We start from the raw sequence: 26,076 nt of genomic DNA, 5'->3' as shown, positions 1-26,076 counted from the left end.
TATGACCCAAGACTTAAATATCGGGAATGCTCCACTGATGAAGGCACGGAAGCGCTTCTTTCCATTCAACGCCGAGCAGACGATCAACATTCTCAGTGAGTTCGGCCCGTTGGTGACGATGTTCGTCGTCAACGCATTCTTCGGCATCAATGCGGGGACCTGGGCGCTGATCGGCACGACGTTCTTGGCGATCGGCGTGATGCTTTACATGTTCCACCGGCCGCCGATTTTCCCGCTTATCGCGTCGAGCGTCACGATCGTCTTTGCAGCTCTGACGCTCATCACGCATGATCCGATGTGGGTTCAGATCAAAGTTACGATCTTCAATGCTCTGTTCGGTGTGTTCCTGATTTCCGGGCTTTGGTTGAACCAGAACTTTTTCAAATATGTTTTCGATAAAACGTTCCACTACACCGATGAAGGCTGGCACAAGTTTACTTGGAGCTTCGCGCTCTTCTTCTTTTTGACGGCTGCCGCGAACGAATACGTTCGTCAGACCTTTCAAGAAAACCGGATGTACGAGATTTTGGGCCATGAAATGGACGGTGTGAACGTCTGGATCCTGTTCAAGGTCGCGATCGTCCTGCCGGTGTCTGGACTTTATGCGTGGGTCCTCACCAGGTTCATGCAGAAATATCGCCTGCCCGATCCGGCGAACGTTGAAGGCTAGAGACATGTCGGATCAGCAAAATGCGCCGGGTTCCAGCGACGAGCCGCAGTTCGATCGCAAACAGCTGATCAAGCTGCTCGTCGAGCTTGGCCCGCTCGTCGTATTTTTCATCGGCAACAGCCGCTACGGCATCTTCGCTGGCACCGGGGCCTTCATGGTCGCGACGGTCATTTCGCTTGCGGCGTCACACATTCTGCTCGGGCGGATCGCTACGATGCCGCTCGTTACCGGCGTCTTCGTGCTGGTGTTCGGTGGCTTGACGTTGTGGCTGCAGGACGATCATTTCATCAAGATCAAGCCGACCATCGTGAACGGTCTCTTCGCGGCAATTCTATTCGCGGGGCTTGTTTCGGGCCGTCTGTTTCTCAAGATCGTCTTTGGTGACGTCATGCGCCTCTCTGAAGAGGGCTGGCGGATTCTGACGCTCAGATGGGCGTTGTTCTTCGTATTTCTCGCGATCCTCAACGAGGTGATGTGGCGGCTGTTCTCCACCGACACGTGGGTGGCGTTCAAAGTCTTCGGCATTATGCCGATCACATTCATTTTCGCGCTCGCCCAAATAGGTATCCTGAAGAAATACGAAGCCCCTGCCGGCGATGGGCCTAAAGCGCCGTAATTCGAAGGGCCGCCTCGACGCCTTTCTGTTATTCGCAAATTTTTGAACGCCGTTTCCCTTTTCACTGGACGGAGCACTCCGCATGGTATTTCTTGGCAGGAACTACCGGACTAAACTTTAGGTTTGATCATTTCGCCTTATCGCTGAGCCAGGATTTTTGAGTCTTGGAACTTCGATGAATCTTTCGGGGGGAAGATGGGTGGAATGTACTGGGGCATGGAATGGCACGCGATACAATCAACCGCCTTGAACGGTCGCCTTTGCACCTTCTACACAGAGCCGGACAATGTGCGGCTGACATCTTCCAAAGTGAACTTGGCGAGGATGATCTAACACCTCGCCAATATGCCATCTTGTTGACGGTCGCCAACAATGAGGGCGTCAGCCAGACTCAGCTCGTAGAGCTGACCGGCATCGACCGCTCGACACTGGCGGACGTGGTCCGCCGCATGCTCAAGAAGGGCTTGCTTCAACGCCGCCGTACGAGGGACGACGCGCGAGCCTATGCCGTCAAGGTGACGGATGAGGGTGCGAAAGTTCTGAAAGCGCGCGATCCGCTTGCTCGCAAGGTCGACGAGCGCATTCTGTCGGGCCTGCCCGCATCGCAAAGAGACCGGTTTCTCCAGGATCTCGGGGCGATCATTCAGACGCTCAACCGCCTGAGAGAAAAAGAGAGCGCCGGCAAATCTGCAGACGCTCCCTCAACTCAGCGGCGTGGAGCTTAAGCGGCCTTCGGTACGAGCCGCTGATTGACGATCGTCTCTGCGATCTGCACGGCGTTGAGAGCAGCGCCCTTCAGCAGATTGTCGGAGACGATCCACATCGCGAGACCGTTTTCGACGGTCGCGTCTTCGCGGATGCGCGATACGAACGTCGAGAATTCGCCGGCCGCTTCGACAGGCGTGATGTAGCCGCCGGGCTCGCGCTTATCGATGACGACGATGCCGGGTGAAGCGCGCAGAATTTCGCGGGCTTCCTCGGGGCTGATCGCGTTCTCGAACTCGATGTTCACTGATTCCGAATGGCCGACGAATACCGGAACGCGCACGCACGTCGCCGTCAGCTTGATCTTGGGGTCCAAGATCTTCTTGGTCTCGGCGAGCATCTTCCATTCCTCCTTCGTGTATCCGTCTTCCATGAAGACGTCGATGTGAGGAATGCAGTTGAAGGCGATCTGCTTCGGAAACTTCTTCGGATCGACTTCCTGGCCCGGCACGTACTTGCCTTTGGTCTGCTGCCAAAGTTCGTCCATCGCGTCCTTGCCGGCGCCGGAGACGGACTGGTAGGTCGAAACGACGACGCGCTTGATCTTCGCTGCATCGTGAAGCGGCTTCAGCGCCACGACGAGCTGAGCCGTCGAGCAGTTCGGGTTCGCAATGATGTTCTTCTTCGTGAAACCGCGGATCGCGTCGGCATTTACTTCCGGCACGACGAGCGGCACGTCCTGGTCGTAGCGCCAGCACGACGAGTTATCGATGACGATCGTTCCCTGTGCGCCGATACGCGGCGACCATTCCTTCGAAACGGTCGATCCTGCCGACATCAAGCAGAAGTCGACGCCGGTGAAGTCAAACGTTTCCAAATCCTGGCATTTGATGACGCGATCGCCGAACGAAACCTCTGTGCCCATCGAACGGCGCGATGCCAAAGCATGGATTTCGCTGACGGGAAATTTGCGTTCCGCGAGCACATTCAGAATCTCGCGGCCTACGTTGCCCGTGGCGCCGACGATGGCGACCTTATAGCCCATAACGTTATGTCCTTGAAAACCTTGGTTTTTATCTACGAGCTTGGCTCGCGCGACGCATGTCTTCCTGGGCGTTCACATACTCGGCCAGCCCAAGATTTTCAAGGATTGTCGAGGCATGGCAGGTGCACGCGGTCTTAATTGAACTTCGCATACGGAAAATGAGGGTCGAGACATCCCGTCCAAGCGTCCGCGGCCGCGAAGGAAACATTTTATGTCTTTAGTAGCGGCAACTGTTCGCCGCTCGCGACAGAAGGAAAAGGGGGACCACCCGTGAATCCGTTGAAGACGCTTACGATGTTTGCCATCGGGGCGCTTGTGCTTACTGCTCCAGCATTCTCGCCATCCAGCTTGGCGATCAGCGCGTGGCTGGACGATGCGGAGCTTCAGCGGTTCAAGGACGCGACGCTCGACGGCCGCTACGCGAACGGCAAGCATTTCACCGAACACTACGGCAGCGATGGGCGGCTCAACTACGTCGAAGCCGCGATGTCGCTCCGCGGGCATTGGTCGATCACCCAAGGCACGCTGTGCACGATCTATGATTTCGACGAGACGGGCGGGTGCTACCGCGTCGCGAAAGTCGATACGAACTGCTACGAATTTTATTTCGTTTCGCGGACGGAACAAGCAGCGCCGGGTCCGGGCGACGGCAAGCCGCGCTGGACTGCTCGCGGGGCCATTCAGGGCCTGCCAAGCGCCTGCCAAGACGAGCCGGCTGTTTAATTGCGCTTGGCGATCGCGTTCCGCGGGCCGACCGCCAAGCGCGTGACGTTTCTTCGTTCTTCTGCTGTCATCCCGGCTGTCGCAACGCGGAGAGCCGGGATCTAGAGCACCTTGTGAAGTGCGATTAGGCGGCGAGCGACTTCAGTTCTGCTTCAATGGCTTTGCCCATCTCGCTCGTGCCGACCTTGGTCATTCCGGGCTGCATGATGTCGCCGGTTCTGAGGCCCTTATCGAGGACGCCCGCAATCGCCTTCTCGACGAGATCGGCTTCGGTGCCAAGGTCGAACGAATAGCGAAGCGCCATCGCGAACGAGGCGATCGTCGCGATCGGGTTCGCGAGGCCTTGGCCGGCTATGTCGGGCGCGGAACCATGCACGGGCTCGTAAAGCGCCTTGCGGCGGCCGGTCTTGGGATCGGGAGCACCGAGCGAGGCTGACGGCAACATGCCGAGCGAGCCCGTCATCATGGCTGCTTCGTCGGACAGGATATCGCCGAAGAGATTGTCGGTGACGATGACGTCGAACTGTTTCGGATTGCGGATCAGCTGCATCGCGCAATTGTCGGCGAGAATGTGCTCGAGCTTTACGTCCGGCGCATAAGACTTATGGACGTCGGTCGTGACCTGCTTCCACAGCACGCCGGTCCGCATGACGTTGTGCTTTTCGGCCGAATGCACGAGGTTGTTGCGCTTCCGTGCGAGGTCGAAAGCGACCTTGGTGATCCGCTCTACTTCATGCGTGGTGTAGACCTGCGTGTCGACTGCGCGGCGCTCGCCGTTCTCGAGCGTCACGATTTCCTTTGGCTCGCCGAAATAGACGCCGCCTGTCAGCTCGCGCACGATCATGATGTCGAGGCCTTCGACCAGCTCGCGCTTCAGGCTCGAAGCGTCGGCGAGCGCGGGGTAGCAGATCGCCGGGCGAAGATTGGCGAAGAGATCGAGATCTTTCCGCAGGCGCAGGAGGCCGGCTTCCGGGCGATGCTGATAGGGAACGTTTGCCCAATTCGGTCCGCCGACGGCGCCGAAGATCACGGCGTCGGCTTTTTCCGCCTTCGCCATTGCCTCGTCGGTGATCGCGACGCCGTGCGCGTCGTATGCCGCGCCGCCGACGAGATCGCGGTCAACCGAGAAGCGGACGACATTGCTCTTGCTGTTGAAGAAACCGATGAGCCGTTCGACCTCTGCGATTGTTTCAACGCCGATGCCATCGCCAGGGAGCAAAAGTAGGGTGTGCGTCGTCATCGGTTAACAATCCTTGGTCCAACTCAGGAGGGGAAATCAGTCGGGGGGAGTGCTAGCGTTTGGACAGGCGCGCGGCAAGCTCCCGGCCGCGGAAAACGGCACTTTGGCGCAGAGGGGTGATATGCAGCTTCGACGGTGTCGGTCCGCTTCGGCGGCATTAGGACTTCTGCTGACAGGCCTTCTGACCGGAGGCGCGGCTTCAGAGGACCGGCCGGAGCTGTCGCTGCCGCTTGCCTGCCAGCCCCATAAGACCTGTTTCATTCAGAACTACGTCGATATCGACCCTGGGCGCACCGCCAAGGACTACATGTGCGGCCGGGCCACTTACGATAAGCACAGCGGCGTCGATTTCCGCCTGCTCTCGGCCGCCGCTACGCAGCCGCCGGTGGCCGTCCTCGCGTCGGCCGATGGCACTGTCAAAGCGGTGAGGGACGGGGTCGCGGACGTTTTCTTCAAGAAGGCAAAGCCGCAAGACGTTGCGGGCCGCGAATGCGGCAACGGCGTCATTCTCGATCATGGGGGCGGCTGGGAAACCCAGTATTGCCACATGCGCCAGGGCAGTGTGCGCGTCGCCAAGGACCAGACCGTCAAGCGCGGCGATCAGCTGGGCGAGGCCGGATTTTCCGGCATGGCGGACTTTGCACAGGTCCACATCAGCGTTCGTCACGACGGGAAAATCGTCGATCCTTTTCTCCCCGATGCTGCAGACGGAAAATGCGATCCCAATGCTCGCGGTCCCGGGATGTGGCAGCCGGCGGCTGCTGCGGCATTCCCTTATAAAAACGGTGAATTGATCGGCGCGGCGTTCGCAGGCGCGCCGCCGACTGTCGAGGCGCTCGAGATCAACGATCGCGACGTCGTTCCGCTGACGGCGTCATCGCCCGCGATCATCCTCTTCGGCCGATTCATCAACCTGATGAAAGGCGACCTCGTGCGTTTCGTCGCCTCGGGGCCGGGGAGTGAGATTTTTGACGAGAGTGCCGCTCCGCTCGAGCGCGATAAGGCGACATACGTTGCTTTTGCAGGCAAACGCCGCCTCTTGGACACTTGGCCCGCGGGACACTACAGCGGGCGCGTGGAGCTCATTCGCGATAAAGGCGTGATCGCGACGAACCTCGTCAGCTTCGATCTCGCTGGGGCGCCCGGTTCAAAAACGTCTGGGCCCGAGCCATCCGTGCCGTCACGACAGGAAGCCCGGTAGCGGAACGAGCAGCGTGAAGCCGCCGATGGTCAGAACCGCACCGAAGCCGCCGAGCACAAAGCTTACGTAAAGGAGGAAGTTGCCGCCCGAGATCAGCGCAACGGAAGCAAGAACGATCGCGATTTGCAGGAGCGCTTGGCCGTAGTCGAAATAGGGGCCGCGCTTCAGGGCTTCGTCACGCGAGGCTTCAAGGGCTTTGGCCTTCGCGAAGAGTTCGTCGAGGCCTTCGCCCCGATCCGGATCGGAAGTGAGCTGCTTATCCAGAACCTTGTAGTCGGCGATTTTTGCTTCGATCAGCTTTTTGGCGTCGTCCGGCATCGCGGGCGTCGACTTCAGCATCACATCGAATTCGTCGACGTGAAGCCGCAGTGACTGGCGGCGCGCATTCTTGGCCTGGAAGAAGGACCAGACGTTCGCGGCGGCGATATTGTGCTGGGTCGCGTCTTGCTGGGAGTTGCTGTCGCCGAGGCTGCAAATGGCTAGAAGGACAGCGAGAATGCCGACATAGACGCCGATGAGCTTCTCTCGGGTCTTTACGATGTGGTCGCTTGTGCTTTCGCGGTTGACGCCTTCTGCGGCCGCGTCGCCACTGAGTTCTTGCAACGCCATCTCACCCCCCGGTCGATCAGCACTGTTTAGATAAAGCGGTCCTTAGTCGATGCGGTCCGAGCCTTAGACAATACGATCCTCAGGGGGCGCCGCAAGCGAGCGCGCCGGAAGCAGATCCTTGCGGTCGATTGCCTTGCCGTCTGCCCCGAGTCTGTAAAGAATTGGAGCGCCCGTCGCGAGCTCGCGTTCGAGGATTTCATCCTTCGACAGATTTTCCAGGATCATCACGAGGGATCGAAGCGAGTTGCCGTGCGCCACGATGATCACGTTCTTGCTCGCGGTGATTTGCGGCCAGATGACGTTATCGTAATAGGGACGCACGCGAGCGAGCGTGTCCTTCAGGCTTTCGCCATCGGGCGGCGCGATATCGAAGGAGCGGCGCCAGAGCTGGACCTGGGATTCGCCCCACTTCTTCCGCGCCTCATCCTTGTTCAGGCCGGAGAGCGCGCCGTAGTCGCGCTCGTTCAAAGCGGCGTTGCGAATGATCGGCACATCGGGCTGGTGAAGCTCCGACAGGATGATATCGAGCGTGCGCTGCGCGCGCTTCAGAGAGCTCGTGAAAGCTATATCGAACTTGACGCGGTGGTCGCGGATCATCCGGCCCGCCACCCGCGCCTCGATCACGCCCTTTTCCGTCAGATCCGGATTGCGCCAGCCGGTGAACAGATTGAGCTTATTCCACTCGCTCTCGCCGTGGCGGACAAGCACGAGAATGTTGTCTGTCAGAGCGTCCGTCATATCTTCATCCCGGCGTCTCCAGCAGCGTTCGGCAATTGCCTTGATTAGATACCCAGCACGTCGGTCATCGCGTAGAGACCCGGCGCGCGGCCTTTTGACCAAAGGGCCGCTCTCACTGCGCCCCGGGCAAAAATCCCTCGATCAGCTGCGCGATGGGTGAGTTCGATACGCTCTCCCTCGCCAGCAAAAATCACCGTGTGATCGCCGACGACGCTGCCTCCGCGCAATGTTGCAAACCCGATATCGCCTGCCCGGCGGGGACCGGTATGTCCGTCGCGGACGCGAACAGAATGATCTTCGAGCGCGATTTTGCGGCCAGCGGCAGCGGCTTCTCCCAACATCAAGGCCGTTCCGGACGGGGCGTCTATCTTCGCCCGGTGATGCATTTCAACAATTTCGATGTCGTAGTCGTTCCCGAGCGCGGCGGCCACCTGGCGTGTCAGCGCCTGCAGGAGGTTGAGGCCAAGGCTCATGTTTCCAGCCTTGACGATCGGCGTCCGCTTTGCGGCGTCTGCAATCGCGGCCAGGCCCTCTGCGTCGAAGCCGGTCGTGCCGATGATAGCGGCTGTTCCGGAGCTTGCCGCCAGCCGGGCAAATTCCACGCTCGCTTTCGGAATGGTGAAATCGACGATGGCGTCGGCTCCAGCGATAACGGCGGCGGCGTCGCTCGTCACCGCGATGCCGAGGTGCTCAAGCCCCGCGAGTTCGCCGATGTCCTTTCCAAGGACCGAGGAGCCCGGCGTTTCGGTGGCGCCGCTAACGCTGCAGCCGGGTTCGGCGGCGATCGCGCGGATCAGTTCGCGGCCCATTCGGCCGGCCGCGCCCATGACGGCGATCTTCATGTCGTCTCCGGTAGCTCGAAGGTAAGCCGTTCAGCCGGGCGGATATAGCAATTCGGTTGCTCGACCGTAAAGGGCAGGTCCGGGATAATTACCGGATTGAGGCCCTTAACGGCGAGCAATCGACGTTAAATCCTTTAAGCGGGGGTTTTGGCGCGCTTCAGGGCATCCACGATGAGCGATTTGGCTTCGTCGGCGTGGCCCCAGTGATCGATCTTCACCCATTTGCCGGGCTCGAGGTCTTTGTAGTGGGCAAAGAAGTGCTCGATCTGCTCGATGGAGATCTTCGGAAGGTCGGTGTAGGTCGTCACGGTGTCGTAGCGCTTCGTCAGCTTGCTCGAGGGCACCGCGATGATCTTTTCGTCGCCGCCGCCGTCGTCCGACATCACGAGAACGCCGACGGGCCGGCAGTTGATGACTGCGCCCGGTACGATTGCGCGCGTGTTGCAGACGAGAACGTCGATCGGATCGCCGTCACATCCCAATGTATGGGGGACGAAGCCGTAATTGCCGGGGTAACGCATCGGCGTGTAGAGGAAGCGATCGACGACGAGAGCGCCGGACGCCTTGTCCATCTCGTACTTGATCGGCTCGCCGCCGACCGGCACTTCAATTACGACATTGATATCATCCGGCGGCATGTTGCCGGGGCTGATTGCGTCGAGACGCATGGGTGGACCTCAAATTAAATCGTTTCGTTTGCGGCCGGACTTCGCGTGGAAGAACGGCGGTTCCAGGACCGCTTAGGTCACAGCCTGCAAGCATCACATGCGGCAAAAGCAGCCCGCTGGCCATAGGCCAATGGTGCCTTTACCACTCGAACGCGATGCGGGTGCTGAGGACTTTGCCAAATCGGACGCAGGACCGGCGCGTCGGGCGGCCGCCGCGGCGGATGTAGAAGGCTCGGGCCCTGTCATTGCCTTCGAGCGCCCAGACGATCAAGCGCTCCAGGTCGAGGCCGTCGAGCGTCGCGCGGCAGGCTTCGAACAAGTGTTCGCCGATGCCGAGACCTTGGTAAACGGGCGTTAAGTAGAGTTCGTAAATCTCGCCGCCGTCGCGGCCCCCGCCACGAGCGCGCCCGCACGTTGCATAGCCTGCGATGGTGTCGCCGTGCAGAGCGACGAGCAGATTTCGTTCGGCCGCGATCGCGCGACGCCACCAAGTGGCATCCCGGCGCATAATTTCTCGTTCGAGATGGAGAGATGGGAGGATGCCGGTGTACGCGAGCCGCCATGAATCGCGGAAAACCTGAGCGATCTCCCCTGCGTCGGCAGGCCGGGCGTTGCGGACAGAAACCTTGAGGCTCTGGTTCAGCATACCAATAGTCTAGCGCCAAGACGGGTAAAACGCATCAGCGGTTCTGACCGCGACCCAAATAAAAAAGACGCGGAACAAGTGTCCCGCGTCCAGTTTTCGACAGAAGTGCCCCACTCGACCGGCCTTAGAGGCGGCCGTCATCATACTCAAGTGCTTAGCCGACGCTCTTGAACTGCTCGAACGACTTCGTCGTCGCGGCGCCAACCGTTTCAAGAGTCTGCTTGGTGACCTTGTTCGAAAGCTCGAAGAGCTCCTTCGACTGCGAACCCGCAACGGCGAACTGCTGCTGCCAATAGTTTGCCTGAAGGCGTGCGATTTCCGGGAACGTGCGGGCGCGTGCCATAGCCTGGGCGGCTTCGAAAGCGGCTTCCGTGTTGGCAAGCGTGTTCGCAACGATCTTCTCGCCGATCGACTTAGCGCCGGCCTGGGTCGTCAACAGGACTTCCTCGGCGACCTTGGCGTTGTCTTTCGCGAGGGATGTGAACTTGTGATAGGCGTCGCGCGATTTCGCGATTGCATCCTCAGCGAACGCGGAAATGTTCTCAGGAACCTTGGCGTCCTTGCCAGCGGTGAACATCTCTTGAGCCTGCTTGGTGAAGTCTTGAACTTGGCGAGTGAAAGCATCGGTCATTGGGGTGACTCCTAATTTTTCAATAAATCGAGTGCGACTTCCAAAAAGGGCTGGCGCCCGATGGCGAAACCAGTGCTCGATATATATGCAAAGTCATTGTGCGATGCAATATGTTTTTGCTTCGCACTTCAAGAAATGCGCGTTTCAGTGCCTAAAGCGCGTCCTTATGCCTCAAATATGGTTAAACGCCGACCTGGACGGGCAGTTATCCCCTACCCTGTTGTTCGCACGTGCGAAGGTAGATGCCCATTTCAAATGCGTCAAAGTTTTGAAAAAACATCGCGATAGCCGATCGCGCTGGGATCGAACATAACGTCACGGCGCGTCAGCGGGCGGGCCAAAGCCAGTCCTTCGAGCGTCCGGCAGCGCGAAAGCGCGACGTACGTTTGGCCGTGCGCGAACGTGCCTCCGCCGAGGTCGACATAGACCTTATCGAGTGTCAGCCCCTGGGCTTTGTGAATCGTCAGCGCCCAAGCTAAGCGAAGCGGGAATTGCTTGAACGTCCCCGCGATCGTCTCGACGATCTTTTCGGCGGATTGATCGAAGGCATAACGCCGATGCTCCCAGGCGACCTGCTCGACTTCGTATTCCTTGCCTGAAACTTCGACGAAGATCTGCTTTTCCGTCAGGCGCGAGACGCGGGCGATCGTGCCGTTGACCCAACGCCTGTCGGGATCGTTTCTCAGCATCATCACCTTGGCGCCGACCTTCAGCTCGAGAGCGACGTCGGCGGGCTGGACGTTCGTTGCAAAGTCGCCGGTGATATTCGCGTCGAAACGCGTCGGCTGGCCTTTCAACGCTTCGAGATACGCGGTGTTGATGCGCTTGGCGGCTGCGTTCGTCGTCGTCAGTATCACATAGGGCTCGCCTTCGGCGAGCGTGCGGATCGGGCTGACGCGCTTATTGATGAAGGCGAGATCGTCGTCGCTGACGCTGCCCTCGCGCACGGAGTTCAGCACATGGATCAGCGCGTCGTCGGTCTGGCGGAAGATCTGGTCGAGTTCGAGAAGCGCCGTGCCGTTTCCTTCCCTGAGCGCCGGTATCGAAAAGAAAAATGGGCTTCCGTGCGTTTCGACGAGATGCGTGAGGACTTCGCGCTCCTGAATGACCGGCGGCAATTGATGGAGGTCGGCGAACAGCAAGATGCGCGCGCCGCCGAAGGGCTCGCGCGGGCGTCCGCGGTTGACGCGCAGCGAGCGGTCTATGGCCCACATCATATCGGATCTGACCATCGAGGCTTCGTCGATGACGACGAAATCGAGTTCGCGCATCACGCGGCCGTTGCGGCTTCGCCGAATGTCGCTTTCCTGGATGAGCCGGGGCGGAAAGCCGAAGAATGAATGGATGGTCTGGCCGCCAATATTGATCGCGGCGAGGCCCGTCGGTGCGAGCACGACCATGCGGTCTTCGTAGGCGTCGCGCAGCGCTTTAAGCAGTGTCGACTTGCCGGTTCCGGCGCGTCCGGTGACGAACAGGTTGCCGGTCTCTTCTTCCATGAAGGCGGCCGCACGCTCGAAGGCCGGTGTCGGCGTTACGCCGTTGGGCCAGTCGATCACTGCAGCCAACGGCTGTCGGTGGCCGTCTCCAATGAGGTGTCGATGGAAGGAGGCATTGTCAGGTGGTTCGGCCCATTGCCCCGTGACGCCCGAATTGGGCCCCGGTGACGCCGAATTGGCGCCCGGCAGTCAAACCAAACGTCAACTCATAAGTCAAATCGGCGCTCCGAGAGATGCGGCGCGCGCCGGGTTTGCTGGAGGGGCTTGATATGGGCCGCGATCGCTGATGGCGATAAAATTACGGGCGGAACTCCGAAGAGCCGCCCGTAATGTCATTCAATGAGTTTGCGATGTCAGTCGGCGCTCATGTCGATCAGCTTAAAGTTTTTATCAAACTTCAAGTCGTACTGGCCGCCCTCTTTGCATTTGGCATCATCGAGCTCGTAAACGCCGGTGCCTTCGGATTCCTTTTCCCATTTGCCGCCTTCGCATCCCCATGCGGCGGCTGCAGCGGTCGCCCGCTTGGCCTCATCGTCGGACAGAGGCGCATCTGCAAATGCGGGGACCGATAGCGCGCATGCCGCGCACACCGCGAAAATGAGCTGCTTCATCGAAAAACTCCTGTGTTCTTTCCTCAGAAGTCTTTCACTTGGGCGCGGGATGCGAATGGACAAGGCCGAGCTGCGGTGTTCGGCCGGATTGTCACAATATTGTTAAAGCAAGTTTACGCAGCGCCGCTCGCGCGGTCGGCATCGCTCTTGCGGCTCTGGCGCTTGCGCTCATTCGGGTCGAGCCAACGTTTGCGCAGACGGATGTTCTTCGGCGTCACTTCGACCAGCTCTTCGTCCGTGATGTAGCTCATCGCCTTTTCGAGCGTGAGGCGCATCGGCGGCGTCAGGAGCACAGCTTCGTCTTTGCCGGAGGCGCGGACGTTCGTCAGCTTTTTGCCCTTGACGACGTTCACTTCGAGATCGTTCTCGCGCGAGTGCTCGCCGACAATCATGCCTTCGTAAACGCGGTCCTGCGGGTTGACCATGAAGGGGCCGCGGTCCTGCAAGTTGAAGATGGCATAGGCCACGGCTTCGCCGGGGCTGTTGGAGATCAGAACGCCGGTGCGGCGTCCCATGATTTCGCCCTTGAAGGGCTTATAGTCATGAAACAGCTTGTTCATGATGCCGGTGCCGCGGGTGTCGGACAGCAGCTCTGCCTGATAGCCGAGCAAGCCGCGCGTGGGGACATGGAATACCATGCGCGTGCGTCCGCCGCCTGATGGGCGCATTTCGAGCAAATCGCCCTTGCGCTCGGAGAGCTTCTGCACAACGACGCCGGTGTAGTTGTCGTCGACGTCGACGATGACTTCCTCGATCGGCTCCAATCGTTCGCCGGTTTCGGGATCAGTCTTGATCACGACTTTCGGGCGCGAGACCGTCAATTCGAAACCTTCGCGGCGCATGTTTTCGATCAGGATCGCGAGCTGAAGCTCGCCGCGGCCCGAGACGATGAAGCTGTCTTTGTCTTCGTTTTCTTCGATGCGGATGGCGATGTTGCGCTCCGCTTCCTTCAGGAGGCGATCGCGGATGACGCGGCTTTGAACCTTGTCGCCTTCTTGACCGGCAAACGGGCCGTCGTTGATGCGGAACGTCATCGACAGCGTCGGCGGATCGACGGGCTGGGCAGGGAGCGGTTCGGTAACGGCCGGATCGCAGAGCGTATCGGCGACGTTCGCCAAGCTCATGCCTGCGAGCGCGATGATGTCGCCGGCGCCTGCGGATTCAACGGGGGTGCGTTCCAGGCCGTGGAAGGCCAGAACTTTTTGAACGCGGAATTGCTCGAGAACCTTGCCCTCGCGGTCGAGCGCTTTGAGCGCCTGGTTCGGCTTCACAGTCCCCGACGTGACGCGACCCGTGAGAATACGGCCAAGGAAGGGATCGGCGTCCAGTGTCGTCGCTAGCATGCTGAACGGGCCGTCATCGACAGCCGGCGGCGGCACGTGCTCGAGGATGAGATCGAACATCGGCGCCAGATTTTCCTGCGGACCCGCTGGATCGCGCGCCATCCAGCCCGAGCGGCCTGAGCCGTAAAGAATGGGGAAGTCGAGCTGCTCGTCGGTCGCGTCGAGGTTGGCGAAGAGATCGAAGACTTCGTTCAAAACGTCTTGGTGCCGTTCGTCCGGGCGGTCGATCTTGTTGATCGCGACAATCGGGCGGAGGCCGCGCTTCAGGGCCTTCGAGACGACGAATTTCGTCTGCGGCAGCGGGCCTTCCGAGGCGTCGACCAGCACGACGACGCCGTCGACCATATTGAGGATGCGTTCGACCTCGCCGCCGAAGTCGGCGTGACCGGGCGTATCGACGATGTTGATGTGGGTACCTTTCCACTCAACACTCGTACATTTGGCGAGGATGGTGATGCCCCGCTCGCGTTCGATGTCGTTCGAGTCCATCGCGCGTTCGGCGACCTTCTGGTTTTCCCGGAAGGAGCCGGACTGCTTCAGAAGCTCGTCGACGAGTGTCGTCTTGCCATGGTCAACGTGAGCGATGATCGCGATATTGCGAAGGGCCATTTCAAACCTGAGTTATGGATGAGCGCCACGGGCTGTGCCACTGCGGCGCAATATAGGGCTCGCACGTAGCATGGCGGCACGGCGCTGGGCTAGGCAGCTTCGGAAATCTAGGGTGCGGCTTAACAGTCGGAAAGCCCGACATGGCGCCCCTTGGCACGATATTTGTTATGTGGTGCCGCAGAGGCGCATATCCAACCCGATTAGATCGCTCAGAACGTCGCTGGCCGAGCTAGCGGACGGGGACGGTTTCAGTCGCCGGTTTTGGGGTCTCTTCCTCGGTCCGCAGGGTTGTTAGAAATTCGTCAATATCGGGCCGCGGAGAGGGTTCGCGCTCAAGGCGCCGACGCTGGTTTTCCGCGACGACGAGCGCCGAGACAGCGGCCCCCGGGGTCTTCAGGCGGCGGCTTCCGGGGATCAACAGCGGATGCTGCGGCTCTTCCAGGTCGAGCTCTTCGAGGAAGGTTTCACGAAGTGCCGCGAACGCTTGCAAGATCGCATCGCGGACGAGTGCCTTCTTCTCGTTCGATGCCTCCGGCGTGACCCTTGGGTCAAGCGTTTGAAGCGCCCGGCGCATGTCATGGAGCGGCGCGTAGGGATAAAGGCCGATCAGGCCATCGGTCTCGCCGGTGTTGCGATAGACGATGCGCATCGTGTCGATCGTCTCGCTGATCCGGTAATACGCCGCGAGATAATCGTCGGTCGCGAGATAAGGCTTTTCACAGGTCGACAGCAGGACGGACTTCGTCCGCACGATGTTGCGCCATTCCTCTTCGAGGCTATCGATGAAATTCGACCGCTTCTGGAAGACGTTGGAAATATAGGCGACGCCGCCCGTCGCGATCAGCAACGACATGTCGCGCATGAATTCGTAAACGTTGCTGGCGGCGGAGACGACAAAGGGCGGCAGGCCCGGAATGTCGTCGGCGAACTTCGACACGAGCAGCAAAGCCAAGACGACGGCGAGCAGCCAGTACAGCCGCGAGAGCGTGCGGTTGACGGAGACGCGGGTCATGACATCAAAACTCCGGCGGGCGCGACGCTGCGCGCGAGATATGCCCGGAGAAGCCGGTCTTTTGCAAATGCCGCCCGCTAATTATTTTCCCCGTCGGCCGGCTGCTTCAGGATCGACCAGTTGATGATCGCGATCTGAGCGCCGATCAGCAGCATCACGAGATTGATGCGAAAGCCGATAAAAGCGGCCCATAACCCGACGACGACACCGAGCAGGGCAATTGTGCGGACGGCACCCGCTTCGGGCAGTATCGCGCCCAGCATGTCCCGATAGATCCTGCCGCCATCGAGCGGAAAGGCCGGAAGCAGATTGAAGACGAGCATCGCCAGGTTGATGCCGCCGAGCGTCAGCGCGGCTTGCAACTTCCACGGACTGTCTTCGAGCCATGGTGCCGGATCGATCGGGCCGAAGCGGCCATTGAAGCCGACATCGGGTTGGCCGAGAGCATTCCAGCACAGAAGAAAGATCAGCCCGTTGGTCAGGGGGCCCGCAAACAGGATGATGATGTTTGCGAGCTTGGACGGGGGCGGGCGGAGCATCCGGGTCCAGCCGTAGAACCCGCCGACAAGAATTTCACCGACTGGAACGGCGAAAAGCCGGGCAACGATAGCGTGACCGATTTCGTGGAGGAGCACTGACAGAAATACTCCGGCCACCAGGACTGAGAAGGCAACCGGCGATTGCTGGAAGATGCCGATCAGGAATAGCGGCACCAGGGCGAACGTGATGTCGACCTTGATCGGAATTCCGGCGAGGCGGAAGATTTCCAGTCTCGGCGTATCGGCAAGGTAATTCATGTCAGCCCTGCCAATCCGCCGAGTGGAAAAATCCTTCAGACTCTTATCGCCTATCGCCCCGGCCTCTACTCGGCTTGCCGGATGGCGAACTTGATCGAGTCCTTTTTAATGTTGCTGAATTGGACGGTAAACGGTGTGGCATCCAAATTAAAGCGAAGTGTCTTTCTGACGCCATCGCAATCAGATTTGCCGCTGTGTGCTGTCGGCTTCAAGGACTTGCCATCCTGCACGATGTCAATCCAGCCGGGGGATTGGAGCGTGACCTGATACAGGCCAGGTGCGCTGCTCGGACTCTGGAAATCGACGATGCCGCCGTAGACGTCGCCTTCCGGTTTCAGTCTGCCTGTCGGCGCAACGGGGAAAACCACGGCGCTCATCGGTTCGAGCGAAAGCGTCACGGCTTTTGCGGGTGGTTCGGCAAGTTTTGCGCCAGACTTTAAGGCGTCGCTGTCCGCAGCCTTCATCCATTGGAGTTCGGTCTTGATCGGCCAGGGAAAGCTATCGCAGCCCCCGGTTTCTGCAGCAAAAGCCGTCGATGCCGTTGCCAGCACGACAGTACAGGCAGCGATGGGCAACAATCCGAATTTTCTCATGCTAGTTTACCATCACCATGACGTCGGTCGCTTTGATCACAGCTGACGCTGCCATGCCTTTGACGAGCCCGAGGTCATCAACGGCCTCGTTGGTGATCGAGGCCATCACGATGGTGCCGCCGCCGACGTCGATCCGAACGTGGGAGGTCGTCGCGCCCTTATGGACGTCGACGATCGTTCCTTTGATGACGTTTCTTGCACTGATCTTCATGCGAATTCCTCTTCGTCAGAAGCGAGCCCGCACATTAGCGAACAACTGCCGCCCTGGCTCGGGGAAACCATCTGCCAGAGAATAATTTTCATCGAGCAAGTTCATGGCGCCAAGCGCAATTGAGGTGCCCTCGGTAAACGTATATTCAGCCTGGAGGTTCACCAGAGCATAGGCGCCGAGATCAATGTAGTTCGGCCTGCCGGTGTAACCGCTCGTCTTACCGCAGTTGCCGGTCGCGTTGGCCGCACCTGTCGTATTCACAAGCGTCGATGAGCAGCTGGTGACGAGGGCCGTGCGGTCGGTCGCGAGTTCGACGCTCGGCGTCAACGTCAGCCTGTCGGTGGCTTTCCAGGCAAGATAGATGAGAGCCTTATGCCGAGGCGTGCCTTCGAGCTGCGTGGCGGCGACTGAATTGTACTCCGTCGTCGTCGAGCCCGGGGAGAGCGTTGCTGAGTCAAAGTCGAGGTGGCGCTCGAGATATGTGTAGTTGCCGCCGAGCCGCAGGCCGGGCATCACGTCCCAGTCGGCCGACAGTTCGAAGCCATAGTTATAGCCGTCGGCGTTGAAGCCGATGATCGAGTTCTTGCTGTTGGCGCCGCCTGAGAAGGCGTTCTGAATGCTGTCGTCGATGTTGGCATAGAAGATCGCCGACGATACGTGGACATTCCGGAACACGGTCTCGCTGATACCGATTTCGTAGTTGGTTGCGCGCTCGGGAGCGATGTCGGGGTTTGCCGTCTTCGAGCCAAAGCGCGTGCTGTAGCGCTCGAACAGCGTCGGGAAGCGCGTGCGGCTTGAAACGTCGGCGTGGACCTTGCCGGTGTCGCTATAGCTGTAGATCGCTGCGGCTTGCCAGTTCCAGGCATCGACGTCGGGCTTATCTGTGCCGCCGTTGGCGTCGAGAACCTGGTTGGTGTCGTAGCTGGTGCCCGTCACGATATCGAGCGAGCGGGTTGCGTGGAACGTGTTCTCGAGAGCGAATGACCACGTTTCTTCCGACTGCCGTTTCGCGGGATCAAGTGTCGTTGAGTAGGCCGGCACATATTTGTAGTTGATGCTCTGCTCGTTGTGGAAGTCGCGACGGAAGTGGATCGCGCCCTTCAGCGTGTTCATCGGAATAAGGTCGGTGCCCATCTCGACGAAGCCACCGTAGGAATAGTCATCGTACGGGCTGTCGGTGAACTGGTTCGTATAGGTCGCGTTCGGATAGAACGAGATCGAGTTCTGGAAGGTGTTATAGTAGGCGTTGGTCTTGATGTAGGACGCATCGCCGAGTTTCGTCTTCGACAGCCACGACAGCGATGACGTATCCCATTGCGGCCAATCCCAATAGCGAACCGTGTTGCCGTTGAAGTAGCCCTGCACGATCTGCCGATCGACGCTCAGCGGCGCGCTCTTTTCGCCCTGCTGATTGGTGTAGTTGATGCTGTATTCGTCGGTCGCGTTCGGCGTAAGGCCAACCTTGGCGTTGATGCGCCAATCGCGGAAGTCAGAACGATCGCGTTCGCCGCTTCTCTGATAGGGGAAGCCCGCCGCGACGCCCTGGTTATAGCCAAGGGTCGAGAAATTGGCGGGCTTAAAGTCGTGCGAGAGATTGAAGTGGTCCTGGTCGACGATGTTGCCGCTGACCTGGGCGTAGTAGCCCTTCTGACGGGTGCCGGCGTAGGCGTAAGCATTCCAGGAATTGAGGCTGCTGAGATCACCGTTGGTGACGAGTCCGGTGCGGCCCTCGAGTTCGATTTTCTTCGTCGGCTTGCGGCTGACGAGGTTGATCGCGCCGCCTTCGCCGCCTGGACCGTTCAGGACGGAGACATAACCTTTCGCAACCTGGACTTCAGCAAGGTCCGGCGTCAGGAAGCGGCTGAAATCGAGCCGGTTATCAGCCGGCAGATAAACGCGCACGCCGTCGATCGACAGAGGCACCTGATAGCGGTTGAAGCCGCGCACGAAGATATCTTTTTCGTTGCGGCTGCCGCCGGAGTTGGTCGACGACACGCCCGGCAACAGGTTGACGGCCTGATCGAGTGAGTTCTTGTTGAACGTCCACATTGCCTCGTTGGTGACGGTGCTGCCGCCGATCATATCGATCTGGCCGAGCGTAAACACGCCGATGGCGGGTCCGCCCGATCCTGACGTTGAGCCGGTAGGACTTGCGCCTCCGGCAGATCCTTCACTCGCGTCGGCGGTGTTTTCTTGCGCCGTGCCGGACGGGGAGGCTTTCACAATTTGTGATGATGGTCTGGGCTTCGCGCGTCGACCGATCGGTTCGGTCGGGGACTGCACAACGACAGGTGGCAGAACCGAGGCCTCGTCGGCCGTTACATCGCCACCTGGTGTCGGCGCCTGTTGTGCTTCTGCTTGATGTGATTCAACCACGACAACGCACACGGCCGCTATGGCGGCCAACGCAATCCGCGACATCTTCCCCCCAATTGAGTTCTTACGCGGTGCCCCCGCACCGATCGTCCGTTATAGTTTCCGGGCTATATAGTCACAAAGCTATAACGTTGCGCAAGCGGAAATGTCCGCGCCGATTATTATCGGCGCGGAGCGGGCAAATCGGACGTCAGGCGAGATTTATCGTTGCTCGCGAAGCGGCAGAATTGCGACGCGGTCTCGTCAGCTCAGATGATGCTCTTTGCGTAGAGGTCGGTGCGGCGATCGCGGAAGAATCCCCACTCGGCGCGATATGTTTCGATGAGGTCGAGATCGAAGGTGTGAATGAGAACGCCTTCGTCTTCGGCACCGAATTTCTGGACGAGTTCGCCGCGGTGGTCCGAGATGAAAGAGTGGCCGTAGTATTTCTGCTTCACGCCGTCGTTGTCTTCCTCGCCGATGCGATTGGCTGCAACGATCGGTATGGAGTTCGAAACGGCGTGGCCCTGCATCGCGCGCTGCCACTGCAGATGCGTGTCCAGTGACGGATCATAGGGTTCCGATCCGATCGCGGTCGGATAGAACAATATCTCGGCGCCTTGGAGAACCATGGCGCGGGCGCTTTCGGGGTACCATTGGTCCCAGCAGATGCCGACGCCGATCTTGCCGCGTTTCGTATTCCACGTCTTGAAGCCGGTATCGCCCGGCCGGAAATAATATTTTTCCAGGTAGCCGGGACCATCCGGAATATGGCTCTTGCGATAGACGCCGAGAATTTCGCCGTCAGCGTCGGCAATCGCGATGCTGTTGTAGTAGCGGGGGCCGTCCTTCTCGAAGAACGATATCGGGATGACGACCTTTAGCGACTTCGCAACCTCGCGGAGTGCGATCACGCACGGATGCTCCATCACCGGATGCGCGGTTTCAAACCACTTCGGTTCCTGGCGCGTGCAGAAGTAGATGCCTTCGAACAGCTCGGACGGCAGAATAATTTCCGCGCCGCGGTCAGCGGCCTCGCGGACAAGCGCTTCCGTCTTGGCGATATTGATTTTGATATCGTGTCCGTAGGACGTCTGAATGCTGCCGACCGTGATCGAGCGTCGCGCCATCTACAGGGGCTCCTGTTGTGTGATGCAGTGAAATGATCCGCCGCCGGCCAGTCCACAGCCAAGCAAACCGCGAGACGATACGCCAACAACTGCGCGTGTGGGAAAAACAGCCTGCAAAGCCTGGAGAGCGTCTGCCTCGGTCGCGGTTCCATAAATCGGCACAACGACAACATCGTTGGCGATTATAAAGTTCATATGGGAAGCCGGCGAAACGTCTCCAAGGGCGTTGCGGTAAAGGCCGACACCCGGAATGCGAATGACCTCGAGCTTGCGACCGAGCGCGTCGGTCGCGGCTTCAAGGCGCGTCGCGATGGCGTTCAACGTTTCGGCGTTCGGATCGTCGGGGCCGGCGGGCTCCTGGCAGACGACGCGGCCGGGCGCGACGAAGCGAGCGATATTGTCGACGTGGCCATCGGTATGGTCGTTCTTGAGGCCTTCATCGATCCAGATGACCGTCTTCGCGCCGAAGGCTTCGGCGAGCGCCTGTTCGGCTGCTTCTTTCGTCCAGCCATTGCGATTGGGGTTGAGCAACGTCTGCCGCGTCGTCAGGATCGTGCCTTCTCCGTCGTGGTCGACGGCGCCGCCTTCGAGCACAAAATCAAAACGGCGTATCGGCGTCTTCGCAAGCTCGGCAACGTCGTCGCCGACGGTCGCGTCATCGGGGAGATCGTATTTTCCGCCCCAACTGTTCGTCTTGAAGCGAAGAGCAACGGCGCTGTTCCCGCTCTGTGCGAAAATCGGGCCGGTGTCGCGCAGCCAGATATCGCCGTACTTCGCGGGGATGATTTCGGCGGCATTGCCGAGTGCTGCGAGCGCCGAGTTGCGCGCTTCTTCGCCGTTCGCGAGAAGCCGGACCTTGTTGCCGGCGATGCTGAGCGCGCGGATGAGCGCCGCCACGTCGCGACGGGGCGTTTCGAGATCGCCGCGCCACTCATCGGGATCGGCCGGCCATGCGGTCCAAATCGCCTTTTGAGGCGCCCATTCGGCGGGCGTCACCACCGGCGTTCCGTCCGCTACGTTCATTCTCAGGTCCTCACAATTATCGTTTCGAGACGCATTTTATGATCGAGCACGCGATGTCGGGGATCGAGACCCCCTCGTCAAGACCAGAGATGGCCGAGGAGGTGCGTCACACCGTAAAATCGCGCGGGAGAGGGGTGCCTAGCCGATGATGACGATGCTGAGATGACGGTATCGGGTGGCCGAAGGGCAGAAGCGGGCCTGGACGACTGGGACCACATGCAAGGAGCCATAAAATACAGCGCCTGAAAAAAAGCGGGAGCGGCTGCCGATGATGGGGCGCGTGCCGAGTGAGACGCCCTGACGCCATCGGAGCCAGCCGGTCCCGTTAAACGTAGAATGCCTATTGATTCTTTAACGCATCGTTAACTCGTCAGCGTGCGGTCTTTTCGTTCCGGCTGCGCCAGTGCGAAGGCGTCAGACGCGCCTGCTGAACATTGATGCAAACAGGCCGACGATGATCAGCGCGGGGATGACGATGAGCGCGATGGCGCCGATCGTTACCGCGATGCCGAGCATCAGGAATGCCATGACGGCGAACAGCAGGACCGCCGCCACGAATACCACAAACTTGACTGCCCATTCGCGCCAGCCAGTGAGCACCGTCGTCTCGCCGTTTCTTGTAATGACGATCATGGTCTCAACCTCTATTTGAACTTCATACCGGTTCAGAATTTAGTGTCGTCACGGAACTCGTGCAGCCATTGCGTCGGCGATTTCCTGTGATCCTTGGATGACGATATTTGTGCCACAAGCTTGGAGGTGCGTTACCTCAGCGTCGGAATGACCTCGCACGATGATCGGCAACCCGGGGTTCGCCGCCCGCGCCTGGGCCACAATTTGCCCTGCTTCGAAGCTGTCGGGAATGGCGACGAGCAGACATTTCGCTTGCTGCAGATTGGCAAATTTGAGAAGCGCCACGCCGTTGCCCGCGACCGCTTCGACCTTCTTTTCCTTGAGCTTGTTCACGACGTCATCGTTCTCGTCGATGACGTACATCGGTATATGCCGTCGTTCCAGTATTTCGCCGATAGGACGTCCTACGCGGCCGTAGCCGATCAATACGGCGTGGTCCTGCAACGTCGTCTTTTCGATTTTGACGGGCGGTGCGGGCTGAGGCGCGTTCGCCGCCTCACGCTTTTCGAGCTTTTCCTCATACCGGTCGAGCGCAAAGAATAGAAGCGGGTTCAGCATTATGGAGCCGATGGCGCCGGCCAGGACGAGTTCACGGCCAAGCTCGGGCAAGACGCCGAGTGTGACGCCCAACCCAGCGAGAATAAACGAGAACTCGCCGATCTGCGCCAAGCTGACGGAAATCGTGAGTGCAGTCGCGGCGGGATATCCGAATGCGCGAACAATCCCGTAGGCCGCCACCGATTTGCCGACGATGACGATCGTCAGCGTCGCTATGACAGCAAGGGGATCGCGGAGGAGAATGGCCGGATCGAACAACATGCCGACGGATATGAAGAACAACACGGCAAAGGCATCGCGCAGCGGAAGCGTTTCAGATGCTGCCTGCTGGCTGAGCGTCGATTCGCTCAGGATCATGCCAGCAAAGAAGGCGCCGAGAGCGAACGACACGCCGAACAGCTTGGCCGCCCCGAAGGCCGTTCCGAGCGCAATCGCGAGCACGGCCAGGCGGAACAGCTCTCGCGACCCGGTGTGGGCAGCGTAATGCAAAATCCAAGGAATAATTCGGCGGCCAGCGACGAGCATCAGAACGACGAAGGCGACGATCTGGAGTACGGTCACCCCAAATGTCTTCAGAAGATTGAAGCTCTCGGCATTGCTTACCGGTACGTCCCCCGTGGCGACGTTGAACATTGGGAGCAGCGCCGGCAGCAGCACCAGCGTCAGAACCATCACGATGTCTTCGACGATGAGCCATCCGACGGCGATGCGGCCACGCTCGGTATTGAGAAGCCGTCTCGCCTGCATCGCTCGCAATAATACGACGGTACTCGCAACGGAGAGCGCGAGGCCCATAACGATGCCGGCTCCCGGCTGCCAGCCGAGATGAAGCGAAAGGCCCAAGCCGAGCAGCGTCGCGACGACGATCTGCACGACTGCGCCCGGAATCGCGATTGCGCGGACCGACCAAAGATCTTTCATCGAGAAATGCAGTCCGACGCCGAACATCAATAGGATGATGCCGACTTCCGCGAGTTCGGAGGCGATCGTCTGATCAGCAACAAAACCGGGCGTTCGCGGGCCGAGCGCTACGCCTGCAAGAAGGTATCCGACGAGCGGCGAAGCGCGGAGACGCTGCGCTATCGCTCCAAATATGAAGGCCAAACTCAGGCCGACGACGATCGTAGCAATTAGGGGTGTTTCGTGAGGCATCGAATCCTTCTTCCGGACGGAGGAAGGCCGCACTTTTCACTACGAGCGTCGTAATTTCAACCTTGGTGCCATCTGGACGCTTCGTGGGGCGTCTCAGATGGTCACGCGAGAGGCCCCAGTCAGCGAGAAGGAGCAGTGAGTCTTACGTCTTGTTTCGCTGGCCGAGCGTGCGCAAACGCAACGCATTGAGCTTGATGAAGCCTTCAGCGTCCTTCTGGTCGTAAGCGCCTTTGTCGTCCTCGAACGTGACGAGCGTCGGCGAATAGAGCGTCTTCGGGCTCGCGCGGCCAATGACGATGACATTGCCCTTATAGAGTTCGAGCGTGACTTCGCCCTCGACGTTCTCCTGGCTCTTGTCGATCAGGGCCTGAAGCATCTCGCGCTCGGGCGAGAACCAGAAGCCGTTGTAGATCAGCTCCGCGTAGCGCGGCATGATCTCGTCTTTGAGATGCGATGCGCCGCGATCGAGCGTCAGGCTTTCGATGGCGCGATGGGCGGTGAGCAGGATCGTGCCGCCGGGCGTCTCGTAAACGCCGCGCGATTTCATTCCGACGAAGCGGTTCTCGACGAGGTCGAGACGACCGATGCCGTTGTCGCGGCCGAGATCGTTGAGGGCCTTCAAGAGAGTGGCGGGCGAAAGCTTCTTGCCATCGAGCGAAACCGGATCGCCCTTTTCGAAGCCGATCTTGATGGTCGTCACCTTATCGGGCGCGGCCATCGGCGAGATTGTGCGCTGATAGACAACCTCGGGCGGTTTCTTCGCGGGGTCTTCGAGCGCTTTGCCTTCGGACGAGGAGTGCAGAAGGTTGGCGTCGACGGAGAAGGGCGACTCGCCTTCTTTGTCCTTCGCGACGGGGATTTGGTTCTGGCGAGCGAAATCCAGAAGGTCTTCCCGGCCCTTGAACTTCCATTCGCGCCAGGGGGCGATGATTTTGATGCCGGGCTCGAGCGCGTAATAGCCGAGCTCGAATCTGACCTGATCGTTGCCCTTGCCCGTTGCGCCGTGGCAGACGGCGTCGGCGCCGACCTTGCGCGCGATCTCGATCTGCTTCTTCGCGATCAGTGGACGGGCGATGGACGTGCCGAGCAAATAAACGCCTTCGTAGACCGTGTTGGCGCGAAACATCGGGAAGACGAAATCGCGGACGAATTCCTCGCGCAGGTCTTCGATGAAGATGTTTTCTTCCTTGATGCCGAGCATCAGGGCCTTCTTGCGGGCCGGCTCCAGCTCTTCGCCCTGTCCAAGGTCGGCGGTGAACGTCACGACTTCGGCGCCGTAGGTCTCCTGCAGCCACTTGAGGATGATCGAAGTGTCTAAACCGCCGGAATAGGCGAGTACGACCTTTTTCACGGTTTTAGGCGCGGCGCTCATGGGAGATCTGGCTTTCGAATTTGGAATGGGACGGAAACGCGCGGCACTATAGGGTCGGCGGCGCTGCCTGCAAGTACGGTTGATGCCATGTCCTACATGTCGCAATCGGGCTTAGACATTAACGACAGCGGGCTCAACTGAGGAAGCGCAATGAAACCGACTATCGTCTTCTGGTACGAGTTCGCGTCGACCTACTCTTACCTGAGCGCCATGCGGATCGAGGAAACGGCAGCCGAGGCCAACGTCGCTGTCGATTGGAAGCCATTTCTGCTCGGGCCGATTTTCAAATCGCAAGGCTGGGAAACCTCGCCTTTCAATATCTATCCGGCGAAGGGCCGCTACATGGTGCGGGACATTGGGCGCACCGCGGCGTCGCGCGGAATTCCTTTCCAGATGCCCGCGTCGTTTCCGGCCAATGGATTGAAGGCAGCACGCCTTGCGATCGCGGCGCGAAGCAAAGGCGCGGACGCCGCATTCAGCCGTGCGGTCTTTGCCGCGGCCTTTGCCAAGGGTTTGGACATCTCCGATGACGCTGTGTTGACGGATTGCCTAACGAGCACCGGTCTCGAGGCGGACGATCTCAGGCGGCTCAGCACGGACATCGCGGTCAAGTCGGAGTTGCGCGCCAATACGGAAGAGGCGCAGGCGCTCGGGATATTCGGTGCGCCGAGTTTCAGCACCCCAGATGGGGAAATGTTCTGGGGAGACGACCGGCTCGACCAAGCTTTGACCTGGGCGAGGAAGCGCGCGCCCGAATGAATGAGGATTGATTTTCCAACGTTTTGAGCCAGATGCGGGCTTCGGCCGATCACTTCTCGGCGGGCATTTGTGGCGCAAATGACGCGTA

General features: G+C 59.7%; 27 protein-coding genes. 6 read left to right on the top strand and 21 right to left on the bottom strand.

Features of this window, described 5'->3' with window-relative positions; translation table 11 throughout:
* Position 1 precedes the first annotated feature (1 nt).
* The 3 genes from AC1DK3_RS15705 (at position 2) to AC1DK3_RS15695 (ending at position 2,011) form a co-directional block, all read left to right on the top strand.
* Entirely contained in the window at positions 2 to 670 is a 669-nt protein-coding gene (locus AC1DK3_RS15705) for an inner membrane-spanning protein YciB (protein WP_477193187.1), read from the top strand.
* 4 nt (positions 671 to 674) lie between these two features.
* The gene (locus AC1DK3_RS15700; RefSeq protein WP_477193186.1) at positions 675 to 1,286 is read left to right on the top strand and encodes a septation protein A; all 612 of its coding nucleotides are present in this window, start codon (positions 675 to 677) and stop codon (positions 1,284 to 1,286) included.
* A gap of 221 nt (positions 1,287 to 1,507) precedes the next feature.
* The gene (locus AC1DK3_RS15695) at positions 1,508 to 2,011 is read left to right on the top strand and encodes a MarR family winged helix-turn-helix transcriptional regulator (RefSeq protein ID WP_477193185.1); all 504 of its coding nucleotides are present in this window, start codon (positions 1,508 to 1,510) and stop codon (positions 2,009 to 2,011) included.
* On the opposite strand, the gene AC1DK3_RS15690 is transcribed toward AC1DK3_RS15695, so the two are convergent.
* A complete protein-coding gene (locus AC1DK3_RS15690) occupies positions 2,008 to 3,036 on the bottom strand; it encodes an aspartate-semialdehyde dehydrogenase (protein ID WP_477193184.1) in 1,029 nt (342 codons plus the stop codon). The two genes, AC1DK3_RS15695 and AC1DK3_RS15690, sit on opposite strands and share 4 nt — an antisense overlap.
* A 270-nt stretch (positions 3,037 to 3,306) precedes the next feature.
* Between AC1DK3_RS15690 and AC1DK3_RS15685 the strand changes: the two genes are divergently transcribed.
* The gene (locus AC1DK3_RS15685) at positions 3,307 to 3,759 is read left to right on the top strand and encodes a hypothetical protein (protein WP_477193183.1); all 453 of its coding nucleotides are present in this window, start codon (positions 3,307 to 3,309) and stop codon (positions 3,757 to 3,759) included.
* A gap of 124 nt (positions 3,760 to 3,883) precedes the next feature.
* Here the strand turns inward: AC1DK3_RS15685 and leuB are convergent, their stop codons facing one another.
* Complete coding sequence (gene leuB / locus AC1DK3_RS15680; protein WP_477193182.1) at positions 3,884 to 4,999, bottom strand: 3-isopropylmalate dehydrogenase; 1,116 nt, start codon at positions 4,997 to 4,999, stop codon at positions 3,884 to 3,886.
* Between the two features lie 121 nt (positions 5,000 to 5,120).
* On the opposite strand from leuB, the gene AC1DK3_RS15675 reads away from it, so the two are divergent.
* Positions 5,121 to 6,200 carry a M23 family metallopeptidase gene (locus tag AC1DK3_RS15675; protein ID WP_477193181.1) on the top strand — a complete coding sequence of 360 codons (1,080 nt, stop codon included), beginning with the start codon at positions 5,121 to 5,123 and terminating at the stop codon, positions 6,198 to 6,200.
* Here AC1DK3_RS15675 and AC1DK3_RS15670 read toward each other — a convergent pair.
* The 19 genes from AC1DK3_RS15670 to AC1DK3_RS15580 form a co-directional block, all read right to left on the bottom strand.
* Entirely contained in the window at positions 6,180 to 6,809 is a 630-nt protein-coding gene (locus tag AC1DK3_RS15670) for a DUF4337 domain-containing protein (RefSeq protein ID WP_477193180.1), read from the bottom strand. The genes AC1DK3_RS15675 and AC1DK3_RS15670 overlap by 21 nt on opposite strands.
* 63 nt (positions 6,810 to 6,872) lie before the next feature.
* Positions 6,873 to 7,547 carry a 2,3-bisphosphoglycerate-dependent phosphoglycerate mutase gene (locus AC1DK3_RS15665; RefSeq protein ID WP_477193179.1) on the bottom strand — a complete coding sequence of 225 codons (675 nt, stop codon included), beginning with the start codon at positions 7,545 to 7,547 and terminating at the stop codon, positions 6,873 to 6,875.
* 44 nt (positions 7,548 to 7,591) lie between these two features.
* The gene (dapB, locus tag AC1DK3_RS15660) at positions 7,592 to 8,389 is read right to left on the bottom strand and encodes a 4-hydroxy-tetrahydrodipicolinate reductase (RefSeq protein ID WP_477193178.1); all 798 of its coding nucleotides are present in this window, start codon (positions 8,387 to 8,389) and stop codon (positions 7,592 to 7,594) included.
* Between the two features lie 134 nt (positions 8,390 to 8,523).
* On the bottom strand, positions 8,524 to 9,057 hold the full coding sequence (gene ppa / locus AC1DK3_RS15655; protein WP_477193177.1) for an inorganic diphosphatase: 534 nt from the start codon (positions 9,055 to 9,057) through the stop codon (positions 8,524 to 8,526).
* A 139-nt stretch (positions 9,058 to 9,196) separates the two neighbouring features.
* On the bottom strand, positions 9,197 to 9,703 hold the full coding sequence (locus AC1DK3_RS15650) for an N-acetyltransferase family protein (protein WP_477193176.1): 507 nt from the start codon (positions 9,701 to 9,703) through the stop codon (positions 9,197 to 9,199).
* Between the two features lie 154 nt (positions 9,704 to 9,857).
* The gene (locus AC1DK3_RS15645; RefSeq protein ID WP_092868809.1) at positions 9,858 to 10,334 is read right to left on the bottom strand and encodes a phasin family protein; all 477 of its coding nucleotides are present in this window, start codon (positions 10,332 to 10,334) and stop codon (positions 9,858 to 9,860) included.
* A gap of 260 nt (positions 10,335 to 10,594) precedes the next feature.
* Positions 10,595 to 11,890, bottom strand: a complete 1,296-nt coding sequence (locus tag AC1DK3_RS15640; RefSeq protein ID WP_477193422.1) for an ATP-dependent DNA helicase — start codon at positions 11,888 to 11,890, stop codon at positions 10,595 to 10,597.
* A gap of 293 nt (positions 11,891 to 12,183) precedes the next feature.
* Complete coding sequence (locus tag AC1DK3_RS15635; protein ID WP_477193175.1) at positions 12,184 to 12,441, bottom strand: hypothetical protein; 258 nt, start codon at positions 12,439 to 12,441, stop codon at positions 12,184 to 12,186.
* Positions 12,442 to 12,554: 113 nt separating this feature from the next.
* On the bottom strand, positions 12,555 to 14,393 hold the full coding sequence (typA, locus tag AC1DK3_RS15630) for a translational GTPase TypA (RefSeq protein ID WP_477193174.1): 1,839 nt from the start codon (positions 14,391 to 14,393) through the stop codon (positions 12,555 to 12,557).
* A 229-nt stretch (positions 14,394 to 14,622) separates the two neighbouring features.
* Positions 14,623 to 15,405: a hypothetical protein gene (locus AC1DK3_RS15625; RefSeq protein ID WP_477193173.1), complete on the bottom strand. Its 783-nt coding sequence runs from the start codon at positions 15,403 to 15,405 to the stop codon at positions 14,623 to 14,625.
* Positions 15,406 to 15,482: 77 nt separating this feature from the next.
* On the bottom strand, positions 15,483 to 16,202 hold the full coding sequence (locus AC1DK3_RS15620) for a site-2 protease family protein (RefSeq protein ID WP_477193172.1): 720 nt from the start codon (positions 16,200 to 16,202) through the stop codon (positions 15,483 to 15,485).
* Positions 16,203 to 16,267: 65 nt separating this feature from the next.
* Positions 16,268 to 16,795, bottom strand: coding sequence for a hypothetical protein (locus tag AC1DK3_RS15615; RefSeq protein WP_477193171.1), 528 nt, complete (start codon positions 16,793 to 16,795; stop codon positions 16,268 to 16,270).
* A gap of 1 nt (position 16,796) precedes the next feature.
* Positions 16,797 to 17,006 (bottom strand): TOBE domain-containing protein, encoded by a 210-nt coding sequence (locus AC1DK3_RS15610; RefSeq protein WP_477193170.1) that lies wholly within the window; start codon positions 17,004 to 17,006, stop codon positions 16,797 to 16,799.
* Between the two features lie 15 nt (positions 17,007 to 17,021).
* Complete coding sequence (locus tag AC1DK3_RS15605) at positions 17,022 to 19,427, bottom strand: TonB-dependent receptor plug domain-containing protein (RefSeq protein WP_477193169.1); 2,406 nt, start codon at positions 19,425 to 19,427, stop codon at positions 17,022 to 17,024.
* 203 nt (positions 19,428 to 19,630) lie between these two features.
* Complete coding sequence (aguB, locus tag AC1DK3_RS15600; RefSeq protein WP_477193168.1) at positions 19,631 to 20,491, bottom strand: N-carbamoylputrescine amidase; 861 nt, start codon at positions 20,489 to 20,491, stop codon at positions 19,631 to 19,633.
* Complete coding sequence (locus AC1DK3_RS15595) at positions 20,492 to 21,514, bottom strand: agmatine deiminase family protein (RefSeq protein WP_477193167.1); 1,023 nt, start codon at positions 21,512 to 21,514, stop codon at positions 20,492 to 20,494.
* A 414-nt stretch (positions 21,515 to 21,928) separates the two neighbouring features.
* Positions 21,929 to 22,147, bottom strand: coding sequence for a hypothetical protein (locus tag AC1DK3_RS15590; protein WP_477193166.1), 219 nt, complete (start codon positions 22,145 to 22,147; stop codon positions 21,929 to 21,931).
* Between the two features lie 48 nt (positions 22,148 to 22,195).
* Complete coding sequence (gene ybaL, locus AC1DK3_RS15585) at positions 22,196 to 23,857, bottom strand: YbaL family putative K(+) efflux transporter (RefSeq protein ID WP_477193165.1); 1,662 nt, start codon at positions 23,855 to 23,857, stop codon at positions 22,196 to 22,198.
* 142 nt (positions 23,858 to 23,999) lie between these two features.
* A complete protein-coding gene (locus AC1DK3_RS15580) occupies positions 24,000 to 25,229 on the bottom strand; it encodes an argininosuccinate synthase (protein WP_477193164.1) in 1,230 nt (409 codons plus the stop codon).
* Between the two features lie 150 nt (positions 25,230 to 25,379).
* On the opposite strand from AC1DK3_RS15580, the gene AC1DK3_RS15575 reads away from it, so the two are divergent.
* Positions 25,380 to 25,988: a DsbA family protein gene (locus tag AC1DK3_RS15575; protein ID WP_477193163.1), complete on the top strand. Its 609-nt coding sequence runs from the start codon at positions 25,380 to 25,382 to the stop codon at positions 25,986 to 25,988.
* Positions 25,989 to 26,076: the final 88 nt, after the last annotated feature.

The organism is Hyphomicrobium sp. 01T421 (genome assembly GCF_056398805.1).
This window is presented reverse-complemented; position numbering and strand designations above follow the sequence as displayed.